11 protein-coding genes are annotated in these 14942 nt (G+C 49.8%); 3 read left to right on the top strand and 8 right to left on the bottom strand.

Going from position 1 to position 14942, the window contains the following annotated elements; genetic code table 11:
• Positions 1–257: 257 nt before the first annotated feature.
• Positions 258–4898 carry a PAS domain S-box protein gene (locus NG833_RS15465; protein WP_254566181.1) on the bottom strand — a complete coding sequence of 1547 codons (4641 nt, stop codon included), beginning with the start codon at positions 4896–4898 and terminating at the stop codon, positions 258–260.
• Between the two features lie 380 nt (positions 4899–5278).
• Between NG833_RS15465 and NG833_RS15460 the strand changes: the two genes are divergently transcribed.
• Positions 5279–7201: a hypothetical protein gene (locus tag NG833_RS15460; protein WP_254566180.1), complete on the top strand. Its 1923-nt coding sequence runs from the start codon at positions 5279–5281 to the stop codon at positions 7199–7201.
• On the opposite strand, the gene NG833_RS15455 is transcribed toward NG833_RS15460, so the two are convergent.
• The 7 genes from NG833_RS15455 to NG833_RS15425 all read right to left on the bottom strand — a co-directional run bounded on the left by NG833_RS15455 (position 7157) and on the right by NG833_RS15425 (position 12596).
• Entirely contained in the window at positions 7157–7429 is a 273-nt protein-coding gene (locus NG833_RS15455; protein ID WP_254566179.1) for a hypothetical protein, read from the bottom strand. The genes NG833_RS15460 and NG833_RS15455 overlap by 45 nt on opposite strands.
• Before the next feature lie 118 nt (positions 7430–7547).
• Entirely contained in the window at positions 7548–7934 is a 387-nt protein-coding gene (locus NG833_RS15450; protein WP_254566178.1) for a hypothetical protein, read from the bottom strand.
• A gap of 36 nt (positions 7935–7970) precedes the next feature.
• On the bottom strand, positions 7971–9101 hold the full coding sequence (locus NG833_RS15445; protein WP_254566177.1) for a glycosyltransferase: 1131 nt from the start codon (positions 9099–9101) through the stop codon (positions 7971–7973).
• Positions 9102–9154: 53 nt separating this feature from the next.
• Positions 9155–10423, bottom strand: a complete 1269-nt coding sequence (locus NG833_RS15440) for an NAD(P)/FAD-dependent oxidoreductase (RefSeq protein WP_254566176.1) — start codon at positions 10421–10423, stop codon at positions 9155–9157.
• A 131-nt stretch (positions 10424–10554) separates the two neighbouring features.
• The gene (locus tag NG833_RS15435) at positions 10555–11430 is read right to left on the bottom strand and encodes an NAD(P)-dependent oxidoreductase (RefSeq protein ID WP_254566175.1); all 876 of its coding nucleotides are present in this window, start codon (positions 11428–11430) and stop codon (positions 10555–10557) included.
• A gap of 30 nt (positions 11431–11460) precedes the next feature.
• On the bottom strand, positions 11461–11619 hold the full coding sequence (rd, locus tag NG833_RS15430; RefSeq protein WP_254566174.1) for a rubredoxin: 159 nt from the start codon (positions 11617–11619) through the stop codon (positions 11461–11463).
• A 209-nt stretch (positions 11620–11828) separates the two neighbouring features.
• Positions 11829–12596, bottom strand: a complete 768-nt coding sequence (locus NG833_RS15425; RefSeq protein WP_254566173.1) for a ChaB family protein — start codon at positions 12594–12596, stop codon at positions 11829–11831.
• A gap of 106 nt (positions 12597–12702) precedes the next feature.
• Between NG833_RS15425 and NG833_RS15420 the strand changes: the two genes are divergently transcribed.
• Positions 12703–13374 (top strand): DUF4112 domain-containing protein, encoded by a 672-nt coding sequence (locus tag NG833_RS15420; RefSeq protein WP_309143853.1) that lies wholly within the window; start codon positions 12703–12705, stop codon positions 13372–13374.
• 290 nt (positions 13375–13664) lie between these two features.
• A complete protein-coding gene (locus NG833_RS15415) occupies positions 13665–14729 on the top strand; it encodes a VWA domain-containing protein (protein ID WP_254566172.1) in 1065 nt (354 codons plus the stop codon).
• Positions 14730–14942: the final 213 nt, after the last annotated feature.

Here is a 14942-nt window from a genome sequence, read left to right as displayed (position 1 = left end):
GTCGTTACTACGAACTAAGAGAACGACTGAAGTCGTTACTACGAACTAAGAGAACGACTGAAGTCGTTACTACGAACTAAGAGAACGACTGAAGTCGTTACTACGAACTAAGAGAACGACTGAAGTCGTTACTACGAACTGGGGAGAATTATTGATAGTTTTAACGGGGTTTTATGGACTAGCCCGCGCAGGCGGGCTTTGTTTGTGTAGCCCCAGCCTTTAGGCTGTGGGGCGGCTGCGGGTCCCATGAAATTCGGTTAGTTTTTCCTCTGGGCGATGGGGATTTGGATGATGAATTCGGTGCCTTTGCCCGGTTGGGTGATGCAGTCTAAAATGCCGTTATGTTTTTCTACTACGATTTGATAGCTGATGGCTAATCCTAGTCCTGTTCCTTTGCCTACGGGTTTGGTGGTGAAGAAGGGGTCGAAGAGGCGGGCTTTGGTTTGTTCGGTCATTCCGGGCCCGTTGTCGGCGATGTGGATGATGGCCCGATCGCCTCGAACTTCGGTGCTAATCCGAATGGTGGGTAGGGTTTCTGATGGGTTGCTTTCTAATGCATCCATCGCATTGTTAATAATGTTCATCAAAACTTGATTCATCTGGGACGCATAGCATTCAATTAAGGGCAATTTCCCATACTCTTTGATGAGTTCTACGCTATGGCGATCGCCTTTGGTTTTGAACCGATTCTGCAAAATTAAGAGCGTATTCTCTATCCCTTCATGCAGGTCCACTTCTTTCATGTCCGCTTCGTCTAGGCGGGAGAAGTTGCGTAAACTTAAGACAATTTTACGGATGCGATCGGTTCCCATTTTCATGGAGGCGAGAATTTTGGGCAAGTCTTCGGTAATATAATCCAGTTCTAGGTCGGTAATCGCCTCTTCCAGTTCGGCATCAGGGTTGGGATAGGTTTCCTGATACAAGTTAATGATACTCAGCAAGTCTTCTGTATAGTTGCTCAGATGGGTGAGGTTGCCGTGGATGAAATTAACGGGATTATTAATTTCATGGGCGACTCCCGCAACTAATTGACCTAAACTGGACATTTTTTCCGTTTGAATCAGTTGGGATTGGGTTTGTTGTAACTCCTGTAAGGTATTCTGTAATTGTTCGGTTTGTTCTTGGGCTTGGCGGGCACTCTCTTGGGCTTGGCGGTATAAGTCCGCTTGGTACAGGGCGATCGCCAACCGTTCGGCTACCGCTTGCAACAGTTCTACTTCCCACTCGTTCCAAGTTCGGGGGTGGTTGTGGGTTCCGCAAACTAGGCAACCGATATCTCCCGATGAGGTTTGAATGGGAACAATGACAACCGCTTGATACCCCCACACCGTATAAAGTAACTGAAGATCTTGATCGGGTTCGCGGTGCAAATCCTCGGACCGAATCAGTTTCCCGGTGGCAATTTTAGCTTCGATGGGATTCCCATCCACTGGATAGCGCCCGATGCGATTGTTGAGTTCAGGGTTTTTCACTTCGGTGACGATTTCCCAGAAAGCGGGGGTACTACAGCAGCGATACCAGAGAAAACTACAGCGTTCGAGGTCTAATAACTGGTAGATCTGTTCAACTACCGTTTCCAGGATGGTATTCACTTCTAGGGAGTTGCGAATATCACTAGAGATGCGGTTAATCAAGAGTTCCCGATTGGCGAGTTGTCGGGATTCGGCTTCGGATTGGCGCAGGGCATTTTCGGCTTGTTTGCGATCGCTCACATCGACGCCAATCCCCCATCCGGACCAGCCGGGAATCGGAAATTGTTTAGAAATATTGGACCAAGCAACGGTTTTGATGCTGCCATCTTTGGCTGTGAGGTCCAATTCCCAATTGCGGTAATGATTGTCTAATTCAACCATTTCAGCCAGCATCGCTGCTCTTTCTTCCGGAATTGGATACAACATTTCCACCGCCAGGGGATTGCCGACGATTTCATCGACACTATATCCGGTGACTCGTTCACATTCGCGGTTCCAGGCGGCAAATTGTCCCTCGGCATCGAAGGCATTCATCATCACGGGCATATTTTCTAGAATGCCGCGCAGGTATTCTTCTCGCTGTTTGAGGGCAGTTTCTGCATCTTTGAGGGCGGTGATATTTTGAGCGACTAACATTCCGGCAAAGATTTCCCCCGTGGTATGGGTCACGGGTAGCAGGTGGACCAAATAAATTCTCTCAAGAAAGGGGAATTCAAAGACGACTGTCTCACCAGCAAGGGCGGATCGATAGATGGGTTCTAACATGGCAACGGTTTCCGGAGGCCAAAATTCCCAGATGGTTTTGCCTTCCATCTCGGTTTTAGAAAAACCGATTTCGTCTAATTCCCGTCCATCCACGAGGGTATAGCGCAAGTCTTGATCAAAGAGGCAGATGCCACCGTTGGGGAAGTTGCGCGCGATCGCCCGATAGAGTTCTTCACTGCGGCGCAAGCCTTCTTCGGCTTGGTGACTGGAGGTGATATCATGGGCTGTACCAATGAGTTTCACGAGTTCGCCTTCGGGGTTAAAAATCGGTTGGCCTTTGGAGGAGATATATTTAATCGAACCATCGGGAAACAGCATTCGGTGTTTCCGTTCATAAGGTTGCTGTTGGGCGATCGCCTCCTCAATTAAAGTTTTGAGGGATTCACGGTCCTCGGGATGTACCAGTTGCAAAAACCCTTCATAACTCAGTCCTAATTCCGGTTGTTCGACCTGATAAATGCGTAAGAGCTCATCGGACCAATCCACATGATAGGTGGTCAAATCGCATTCCCAGGACCCGATATGAGCTACTTGTTGAGCTTGGGCGAGTTGCAAAGCGTTACGCCGCAGGGTTTCTTCCGCTTGTTTGCGATCGGTGATGTCCCGGATGATGGTGGAAAAATATTCCAGAGTGCCGTTTTCGGACTGATGACTCATAATCACCTGTAAAACGGGGATTTCCCGACCATCATGGGCCAGAAAACCCGTTTCACCACTCCAAACCCCGTCTTGGATGGCGGTAGGCAAGGCTTCATTAAACATGAAGGACTGCCATGATTCTGGAATAAATCCTGAGATGTGTTGAGTTGTGACATCATCGTTCTCGGCTAAACCCACGACCCGCCGCCCTGTTTGGTTGAGGTAGAGGACGACTCCGTTGGCATCGGAAATCCCCACGAAATCGGGGGTCGCTTCCAAAATGCCGATCAGTCGTTCCCGCTCTTTTTCGGCTTCTTTGCGATCGGTGATGTCGGTGACAATTCCATCCATGCGGAGGATTTGACCCTGGGTGTCATAAATCAGCCGACTGCGCGCTTGGATGGTGCGAATGCTGCCATCGGTGCGGATGAAGCGATATTCGACTTCGCTGCTGCCAGTTGCCATGACTTCTGCACTGTAGCGATCGACCCGATCGCCATCTTCTGGATGAACCATCTCTCGCCAAATCAGGGGATTTTCATAGAAATCTTGGAGAGGACGTCCGTAGAGGATTTCTGTGGCGGGGTTTAAAAACAGCACCTCGGAGGTATTGGGATTAATGGACCAAACCATATCATCCAGGGAGTTGAGGATACTGTTGAGGCGGGATTGACTTTCCTGGAGTGCCGCTTCGGCATCTTTGCGATCGGTGATGTCCCGCATGGCGACAACGGCCCCTAGCTTGTTCCCGGAGGCATCTATGATTGCCTGACCACTGGCGAGGAGGGTGCGAGGTTTCTGATGTTTCACGGCGATCACCATTTCCACATTTTGAATGGTTTCGCCGCGAAGGGCGCGAAACAAGGGAATTTCTTCCATTGGCATCGCGGTTCCGTCTGGTCGATATAAATTGTAATACTCGGCCCACTGTTCCGGGGGGATGGGATATTCCGGCAATCCATGATACTCTTTCGTGGGTCGATTAAACAGGGTTAAAATGCCGTTGGCGTCACAGGCGACAATGCCATCGGTTAAGTTGTTGAGGATGGCATTGAGGAATTCCCGTTCTTTCTGGAGGGTGGTTTCGGCGGTGGTCCGGGAGGTGATTTCGCCTTGTAACTGGGCGATCGCCCCTTGGAGTTCAGTGGTGCGATCGCCCACGCGAGTTTCCAGGTCTTCGTTGGCCTGTTTTAGGGCCTCTTCCATCTGTTTGCGATCGCTGATATCTACCATAACCCCGACAAATCCGGTGATTTTTCCGCTTTCTCCGGTTTGGATCACGGCTTGGACCAGCACCCAGGCGATCGCCCCATCTTGACGCAGCAGCCTGCATTCGAGGCCAAATTTCACCGGGTTTTGGACGAATTGGGACCATTGAGCAAAGACAAAAGAGCTATCTTCCGGATGGATGATCCGGGTCCATCCATACCCCATTGCTTCTTGGGGGGAGATTCCGGCCAGTTCACACCATTTTTGGTTGACGTAGAGGCATTTTCCATCGATGTCGGACTGGAAAATGCCGACGGGGGAAAGGTTGGCGATCGCTTGATACCGGCGCAAACGGTCTTGTAGGGATTGGATGCTGCGATCGGGGTGCGGGGTTTGTGGCGGTTCTAAATCAGGGCGCTCTCTAGGGTCCGGGATTTTGCGCCCAAATCCATACATCACCCCCTCTTCCGGGGACTGGTTGATTTCCCACTCCACCCACTGATAAGTACCATCCTTTCTCTGATAGCGATTTTGAACCGTAATCCGCTCAATTTCCCCAGATAGAGTGGCCATTTTTCCGACTGTTTGCTCTAGGTCTTCCGGATGCACCCCGGCGATAAAGGGGCGATTCACCAGGTCTTCTGGCGTGAATCCGAGGGTTCCTTCCCATGCGGGATTAATCTGTTGAAAATTCCCCTCTAACCCGATTAGACAGAGTAAATCCTCGGATCGGCTAAAAAATCCAGCATAATGGGCTGAATTAGCTAGATTCGATGACTTTTTTACTGATTGTTTGGGAGGTTTGATAGACATAGATTAGGGTCGGTCACTAGAGTTTGAATTGAGGGGTTTTTCAGGGGATTAGAGGGGGACCTTTTTCCTGGGTTTTTGAGGTCTGGGTTCAAAAATCAGTCTATCCTTTTTTCCCATTCTGTGCTTAAATCTCCGATGGGTTAGAGTCTCCCTACTACGGTTCTGTGGATCTCGGGGATCTCATCCGGGCTAGAGTTCTGGCTCAGGGTCTTTTTCAAAGGGCAGTCCATCAACGGCACCTGCGATCCGGGGTGAAATCCCCAACGTTTGAATCGGTGGGGATCGGCAGGAGAAATATCTGATCTTCAGGCAACTCCACCCTTTCCCCTTTAAAATAGGCACAGACTTCTCCTTTCTTGATCATTTATTTTTTAATCCAAATGCGTTATTGGGTAGTTAATCTATTTCTGGCGATCGCCCTGAATGCTTGCGCGACTCTTCCGATGTCAACCCCTAGCATTGCATCCCGAGAACAGGTCAACCAATGGACCAACGCACAAAAAGAAGAACTGCGCGAAAGAAGCACCCAGACCCAACGCCTTTCTCCCCATTCCAGTTTAGATACAACGGAAGTGGCATTTCAACGCCGGAGTTTATTAATTCGGCAAAGAATAGCCCGTCAAAATCTCGAAGAACGCGATCGCTGGTGGCGCAAGAACGAGATTGGCGACCCTCATAAATTCTTACTCCCTATTATTTTAGCTCGCCTCAGTTTACCGGAGGATTATGACCCTCAACCCAATTGGGATATGTTATTAAAATTGGAACGGGAACGCCCGGACCTTTATCATTTCCGCAGTATGCTAGATGTGCGGATTTTCTTCCTCCATCGCAACCGTCTCCCGGACCCGGTAAAGGCGTCTTACCAAAGTATGTTGACCCGTTCTCGGGTAGAGGAGTGGAGTGAAGGGGGTACGGAAAATCATGGGTTTATGCAGCGCGGGTCAGGTTTGGCCCTGATGGATGGCAGCGGGTTTCCGGTGGAACTCCCCCATGTGGCAGAAACCAATGAGGCTTGGTTGCGATCGCAACTGGACAAGTTTCTCACAATTGGCCAAGGCGAATTTCATTCCTCGACTTACTACGGTTACAGCATCGCCGGATTACTCAATCTGTATGATTTTGCCGCAACGCCAGAACTGCGCGAATTAGCAACGGCCTTGTTAGACTGGTATGCCACCAATATGGCCTTGCGCCTGAGTTGGGGAACCTCGGGCGGGGCGGAAAGTCGCGGGTTCGATCGCAATACTTGGAATACTGGATTAAGTGCGGTGGCCTGGGTCTGGTGGGGAACGCCGAATCGCACTCATGACCAGGCGATCGCCGAGGGAATGCAGCGCAACTTTGCTAGACTGGCCCTGGCCCCGAGTCTGAGTTCCTATCGTCCCCCAGAACATTTACGGGCGATCGCTCACAAGCAAGTTCCCCTCCCCTTCTCGGTCCAAGCCAGTCATCCCGTCTATTACAGCTACCATGCTGACAATCACCTCTGGGAAACCTTCTACGTCACCCCGGATTATACCGTGGGTACGCTCTTAGAAGGCTCTCGCGATTATCAAGTTGAAGGCACAATCCGGGCGCAATATGCCACCTATAAACTCGTCATTCGCGACCCCAACGGTGTGAATAATCCCGTAATCAGCCTGGGAGGAACCTATCATTCGCCAATGGCCACGGGAAAAACCCCCGGAGACCAATATCTCCAGGAACGCAGTGCGGTCATTTATCAGCAGATTCTCACCGAGTCCGATGTAGAGGCAGGAATCCCAGCCCGGTCGCACCTTGTCTTACCAATGGGGTATGGAGAACCTCGCCGCCATGAAAATTGGTATATCTGGCGCATTCAAGAAACTTGGGTCGTGGCCCAGGTTTGGGGAGATGAGATTGTCTTACAAATTCCGGTTGATGAGAAACAGGCCGCCTATCAAGCCTTAGGGGCGATCGGTAGTCAAACCGCCTGGATTGTTGATGTAGCCCGAGTTAGCGAGTATCCCACCTTCGATAGTTTGATTCGCGCCCTGGAACAAACCGAAGTGAGAGATGACGGTTGGGAAACCGAGGGCAGGTTAGAGTATAAAAGTCTGGCTGGGGACGAACTGACCATGACCTACCAACGCCAAGGCGCGATCGCGATCGCCTCGATTAATGGGAAACCCCGTCAACTGGAAAATTGGCCGGTATTAGAGAGTCCTTATGTTCGGCAACCCCTAAATAGTGGCGTCTTAGAAGTGAAGGAACCCCACCTCGGCATCTGGCGCTTACAGTCCACCCCAACGGGACCCAAATGGGAAGCCAAACCCTAAATGCCATCCGGACTCCATGCGATCGCCCTTCCAAGAGTAGTTTTTTACGGTCAAAGGAAGTTGCCTCACATTTAAGCTCACTTCCGGTCCCCTCCCCTTGGCAAGGGGAGGGTTAGGGTGGGGTTCTTCTTGAGCCATCGCCACGTCACCCAGAAACAGGTTTACCCAGCCTCCATACAGGCGCTTAAGCCCGAAAGAGTGGGTGACGAAAGCGATCGCTTTCGTCACCCACAACCCCACCCTAACCCTCCCCTTGGTAAGGGGAGGGAACCGGAGGTGCAGTTAATAACAAGGCAAATCACCATGAGCGTAAAAAACCTACCGTTGGAAGCCCCCATCGTCCCCTTCACTTCGATTCCTCGATCACCTTAGCCGATACCTCGACTGCATCAATATCAATGGTCCCCGGGGGGGTCAACCGCACGAAGTGATCCCCTTCTCCCATCAGCGGTTCCCCACAACTGGGACATTGAAATTGGGTCTGATTCAGTCCCGTCAGTTCATAACTGCACACCGGACACTGATCCACAATCAGATTCCGACTCAACCACCACCGCAAGCCAAAAAAGCCAATCACCGGCAGCAGAGTGACGGCCACGATTAAGATTAAAATCGACTTCACGACCCATCCCAACCCGATCGAAATTAACACCCAGACGATAAATACCGGCATCAACCACCGACTCAGGTCCGATAGGTTCATCAGCAAGGATTTATAACTGTTTTGATTCACAATTGACTCCCACAGAAAATCACCAATACCTCTATCCTACTCACTCAACTCTATCAGTTGTTTGACGCGCTCGGTAAAGGCATCCGTACCAAACCCCCCTACCGTTTCCTGGCGCAACCAGTCCCCATCACAGCGACGGTCCTCTCCCCGCAAGATGTCAATGCAGGCAGCCGCCACCGCCTGGGGGTCCCGATGGGGCACTTGCCAACCCAATTTGCCATCCTGCAACGGGTCCGCTGACCCATCGGCATCCCCCGATAGCACAGGTTTTCCACAAGCCATTGCCTCCAGGTACACGATGCCGAATCCCTCCTGCGAGGGCATAATATAGGCATCGGCGACCCGATAATGCAAAGCTAACTCCTCCGTCGGCACAAACCCGGCAAACACCACGCGATCGCTCACCCCCAACTCCTGCGCCAACCCCTGTAACCTCGGCTGATCGTCCCCCCGCCCAATCACCAAATACTTGACATCCGGCTCCACTTGTGCTATCTCTGGTAACGCTCGAATCGTCACATCCACCCCCTTATAGATATCCCCAGACCACAATCGCGCCACCGTCATCAACACCTTACAACCCGCTAACCCATAGCGTTCAATCAACTCCGGCGGTTTAGGACCCGGAGTAAACAGCCGTTCATCCACCGCACAAGGCAGTAACGCAAAGCGACTCGGCTGTAATCCATTCGCCTCACAAGCGCGATCGCGACTGTATCGGCTAATCGTCCATAAGCAACTCGCCCGTTGTAACCCCCCTTGTGCCAGCTTCGGCAAGGGTTCCCACACCTCCTTCCCATAAGTCAACACCGTATAAGGAATCCCCAACGGTTGACAGAACCCCTGCACCAACGGCACCAAATTAATATGACCACAAAACACCCGCCTCGGACGGTGCAAAAGTAGCCGATTTCCCAACGCCACAGCCAACTTCACCCGTCCCCAGATCGGCGACAAGGTTTTGAAATACTGAAATCGTAACCCCGGATTACCCTCAAATGGATTCTCACAATCCGGACCATCCCGCAACAACAACACCTCCGCCACCCGCCCCTCACCGGACGCCCACTCCCCATACCCCCTCAAAATATCCTTCACATAAGATTGAATCCCCCCCTCCCGGGAAAAAATCTCCAAAAACACAAACAGATCCGTCTCTTCCCGCATCCCCAACACCTCCGTAAAACTCCCTCTCCGTGAAAATCAGTGAAATCAGTGGTTCACCCCCCCAAAGACTGCGCCGCCAACCAACTCGTAGTCCAAGCACTTTGAAAATTAAACCCTCCCGTCACCCCATCAATATCCAACACTTCCCCCGCAAAATATAACCCCGGACAACAACGACTCTCCATCGTCTTAAAATTCACCTCTTTCAGAGAAACCCCGCCACAAGTGACAAATTCCTCCTTAAACACCCCTTTCCCCTGAATTTGATACTCCCCTCGGATCAATTCTTCCACCACCTGATTGATGGCTTTTTTAGAAATTTCCGCCCAACGAGTTTCCGTATCAATTCCCCTGGATGCTAACAACCTCTCCCACAACCGGCGAGGAATCGGAAACGGACAACTCGTCGCCACTGCCTTGCGCGGTAACTGAGATTTCACCGCCTGTAACTGTTCTCGCAACAGTTCCGGATTATACTGCGGTAACCAATCAATCGTTAAAGTCGCCCGATACTTGTGGTTATACAAATACCGCGCCCCCCATGCGGAAAGTTTCAGAATCGCCGGACCACTCAGCCCCCAATGGGTAATCAGAACGGGTCCAGTTTGGGTTAATTTCGCATCCCGTAGTTGGACTCGCGCCATTTTCACCGCCACTCCTGCTAAATCCTGGAGACGCGGGTCAGTAATATTAAAAGTAAACAGGGAGGGAACCGGAGGTTGTATCTGATGTCCCAGGGATTGGGCAATTTTATACCCGAGGGGATTGCTACCCGTTGCCAACAGCAGGCGATCGCAACTCAAGGTTTCCCCAGATTTCAAGACAATCTCAAATCCGCCCCCGTCCTCACCTTCCTCCGGGGACAGACGACGCACATCCACCACCGAAACCCCCGTCCGCAGTCTCACCCCCGATTCTCGCACCTGCTGCATCAAACAGTCGATAATCGTTTCAGAATCATCCGTCGTCGGGAACATCCGCCCATCTTCCTCCGTTTTCAGCTTCACCCCGCGACTTTCAAACCAGTTCACCGTATCCTGTGCCTGAAACCGGGAAAATGCCCCCCGCAACGCCTTACCCCCTCGGGGATAATGGGTGACTAAAATTCCCGGATCAAAACAAGCATGGGTCACATTACATCGTCCCCCCCCGGAAATTTTCACCTTCGCCAGGGGTTGCCGTCCCGCTTCTAAAAGGGTTACCTCAGTCTGAGCATGGTTTTGAGCGCAATTAATCGCCCCAAAAAACCCTGCTGCACCGCCACCAATTACCACCACCTTCACCGGGCGATCGTTCACCACCTTAAATCCTTGCATTCCCATTAAAAAAATCTATTATCCCACAGTCTGTCCTCTTTTTCCACTCTTTTTCCAGAAGTTCACGAAAGCCTACCCCAATTGAGAAAGTCAGAAACCCGGTTGCTTGTCCTTTCCCTCAACCCCAACCACCCCCATCAAACCCGTCCCAATAACGCCAACAACTGCGATCGCAACGGTAACGGATTATATCCCAAACGAAAGGCTTTAGAACTATCCAAAGACACATCTGGGGGCCTCGGGGCCGACATTTTTACATCTTGTTGCCGACATTGTTTAATCCGTCCCTGCTTAACCTCTAATACCTCAATTACTTGCTCAAAAAAATCATATCGCGAAACCCGCTCTTTTCCGCCTAAATGCAGCAAATTTTCATTCTGTTTTAAGGCTAATAATAACCCTTGGGCCGCAGTTTTTCCACTCACCGGCGTCCGAAATTCATCGGTGAATAAGGCTAATTCTTGTCCCGATCGCAAAGTCTGCAACATCGGCTGAAGGAAACTCTGGGCAGCGGGTCCACCCTCGCCAAACATCAGCGGCATTCGACAAACAATCGTTTGCGGATTGCGATCGCGCATTTCCACCTCCGCCTGCACCTTTTGTTCCCCATAGCGACTCACCGGACAAACTGCATCGGTTTCCACATAAGGCGGATTTAACCCATCAAAAACTAAATCCGTCGAAGTAAAAACACAGGGAATTTCAGCATCCCCACATAATCCCGCCAAATCCCTCGCAGCCGTGACATTAATTTTATACGATTCCTCGGGATAAATTTGACAAACATTCGGCTGAGATTGCGCCGCCGCATGAATCACGGCATCGGGGCGAATTTCAAAAAAAAGAGATTTCAGGGCTGTAAAATCTGTCAAATCCACCGGCATCAACTGAGAACACGGAATTGTTATTTTATGAGCGCAATAAGTCCCAAAAACTTGCCACTCCCCTTGAGCCACTTGACAGAGATTCCAGCCCAGAAATCCACTCGATCCGGTAATTAAAAGTTTTTTCATAAACCCGAACTAAATTTTATTAAGTAACGATTAAACGGGTTCAAACTCCTCTTTAGATACCCCGCAAACCGGACAAACCCAATCCTCGGGGATGTCTTCAAACGCCGTTCCCGGTGAAATTCCCGAGTCCGGGTCTCCCTCCGCTGGATCGTAAACATAGCCACAGGTCGTACAGATATATTGTTGCATGGATTTCCCCCTTTTATGAAAATCGGTTACTCTGATTGAATCATATAAACCGAGAGTTATCTCAATTCATTACAAAAATTTAACAATTCTTAGGCCATCATTATCATTAAACCGTAAATGTAGAGGCGAATCGCGAATTGCCTCTACATTTACGGTAGATTCTCTAATTTTTTTGGAGTGCGAACGCACTCCTTATCCGTGCCAAAATCCTACACAGTTACCTTAGATTTAGACCAAACCCCATTTTCATCTTCTTCATATTCCTGATGAATCATTTCCCATGCCGCTTGTTCAGCTTTCATCGCGTCGGCAGTTTCAGCCAGAACCGCATTATATCGTTGAATAAACGTAATTTGAGCATCAGGAGACAGATGATTCCGGACTTCCGGAGATAAGTCTTCTGGACTGTTGCAAGTCCCGGCACAAGGACGAGGTAAAGTCATGGAATTAATGGCAATTTCTTGTCCTCCAGCACTTTCTAGCAGGAGTTGAATTTCCCCACCTTTTCCTTCAGGAACTTCCGCCATGACGAGAAATTCTCCCGCTTCTAAACGAGTTTGATAAACTGCTGCTTTTTCTTCCGGCATTCCCAAGGCAACAAAGATGGAAACTAATCCGGCCCCCGCACTTCCGGCGATCGCCCCCGAAGCTGCCCCTAATAACACCGCAGACAGGGGTCCAGCCGCCACCACGGGACCGAGAAAGGGAATAAATAACACTCCCACGCCGGTGAGTAAGCTCAAAAATGAACCAAACAGCGACCCGAAGATTGCCCCGGTTCTTAATCCGCCTAAAATCACATCTTTTTTAGTAATAAATCCGGTGATGCGAGTATTGGATTGAAAATTTTTCCCCATCACCGAAATATGGTCCTGGGGAATCCCGCGATCGATGAGACGGCGGATAGCATTATCAATTTGCTGTTGTTCTTGAAAGATAGCAGAAACCGTGCGTTGTGCTTTATAGTCTTCAGGCATTTTTAATGTCCTATTTTAAGGTTTATATCGGCTGATTCACCACTTGGAGGATAGCAAAATCCCCCCGGGCGCTGTAATCTACCGCGAGGGTGATTCTGGGGGGGTGATGCGATCGCCTCCCCGATTCTCCACTGCCGCATTCCTCAGTAAAACCGCTGTATTTTTATACAAAATAGGCACAGTCACCATAATCGGACCCTCTGGGGATTTCTTCCTAGGCGGCGATCGGGCAACTCAGTCGCCCCTTTCTTCCGTCATAATTGGAAATCAGTTACCGACCCCCTATTTATCCTCGCCCATGATTACGCCAACGGACCCAAAACTCAAAACCCTCAAACGCCTGCGCCGCCTCAGTCATCTCCTCGATAGCGCCATTCGCATCCCCGGAACCCGGTTTCGCTTTGGACTTGACCCCCTCCTCGGACTCCTCCCCGCAGGAGGCGATATTGCTGGTGCATTACTCTCCGCTTACATTGTCTTCAGTGCTGCCCGGATAGGAGTACCCCGTGAAAGTTTAGTGCAAATGGTTTCCAACATCCTCCTAGAAACTCTGATTGGAACCGTCCCCGTCGTCGGAGATTTATTTGATGCTGCATGGAAAGCCAATGTCCGCAATATGGAACTGTTAGAAACTCACTTAGATGCCCCCACCTCGGACAAAAAAGCCGACACTCTATTTATTGTGCTGCTGTTGGGGGGGTTAATGCTTGCCGTCTTGGCGATCGTGGGGGTGGGCATCTGGATCCTCAGTTCCATCATCAGCGCCATCCTCCAGTAGACAGATTTTTTGATTAGAGATGACGGTATCAAGCACTGCCTAAACCCTACAAATTCCCTAGGTTTATTTTTTTAAATCGGGCATCTATTGTGCTAATTTACTTCTACCCAACTCGGGGATTTAACCCATGTTGACAAAAACATCAACATAGGATATAATGAGACTATAAGGGCGTAGAAACCGGGTAAAGACACAGCCCTATCTGGTCCTTACCCGGAACCGAATCTCCAGGGCAACCGACTATCAAATCGCCTCTAACTCCAACTCTAATGACTATAGGAGAAACCCGAATGAGCGTTAAAACCATTGATGTTGTTTTCAGTTTTGACACCACAGGGAGTATGTACCCTTGCCTCACCCAAGTTCGCCGAAACCTCAAACAAAGCGTCACCCGACTATTAGATGAAATCCCCGGAATTCGCATCGGAATCATTGCCCACGGTGACTACTGCGATGCGAAAAAAACCTACGTTACCAAACACTTAGACTTATCCGGAGATGTGGATAAAATTTGTGATTTTGTGCAAAATGTCGAAGCAACCGGCGGGGGAGATGCACCGGAATGTTATGAATTAGTCTTGCATGAAGCACAATCCTTATCCTGGAGTTCAGCGAGTACCAAATCCCTAGTTTTAATTGGGGATGATATTCCCCATGCACCGGCTCAAAATCCTCAAAAACTGAACTGGCGCAAGGAAGTAGATAAATTAGCCGAAATGGGAATTCCCGTTTATGGCGTCCAAGCCCTCAATCGCTCTCATGCCAAGCTTTTCTATAAAGAACTAGCGGAAAAGTCTGGGGGATTCCACATTAATTTAGACCAGTTTGCCTATATTACAGACCTATTTTTAGCGGTTTGTTATCAGCAATCTTCCGATGACCAACTGCAAGCCTATGAAGCGGAAGTCACTGAACAGGGTCGGATGAGTCGTGGGTTAAACAAAATGTTTAATACCATGCTTAATCGGGAGGGAGAGTTCTATCATGAATCTGCCGATTTGCGGGCGGTGACTCCCGGGCGATTTCAAGTGTTAGATATTGATAAAAATTGTGCCATTAAAGATTTTGTAGTTGAAAATGGTCTGACTTTTCAACGAGGGCGCGGTTTTTATGAGTTTACGAAAACTGAAACGATTCAAGGGAAGAAAGAAATTATTTTGATGGATCGGGCAACCGGGGATTTGTTTGAAGGAGAATCTGCCCGAGAGATGTTAGGATTACCCCCAGGGGAAACGGTGCGAATTAAACCGGCTAATTTAGAGAAGTATCTGGTTTTTGTGCAAAGTACATCTTATAATCGCAAGTTGCTTGGGGGTACGAAGTTTTTGTATGAAGTAGCAGATTGGGATCGGTAGCACTTTTTGTTTGGCTGGGGGACAAGAAGCGGGACAAGAAACCGGGTTTCTGCAATCACTTTTGGAAATCCCCGATTGTTGAAAGAAACCCGGTTTCTAACCCTTTGCTGGGGGACAAGAAGCGGGACAAGAAACCGGGTTTCTGCAATCACGTTTGGAAATTATCCCAGATTGTTGAAAGAAACCCGGTTTCTAACCCTTTGCTGGGGGACA

The sequence above is a fragment of the Oscillatoria sp. HE19RPO genome, from assembly GCF_024220515.1.
In the GTDB taxonomy this organism is placed as follows: domain Bacteria; phylum Cyanobacteriota; class Cyanobacteriia; order Cyanobacteriales; family Laspinemataceae; genus Laspinema.
This window is presented reverse-complemented; position numbering and strand designations above follow the sequence as displayed.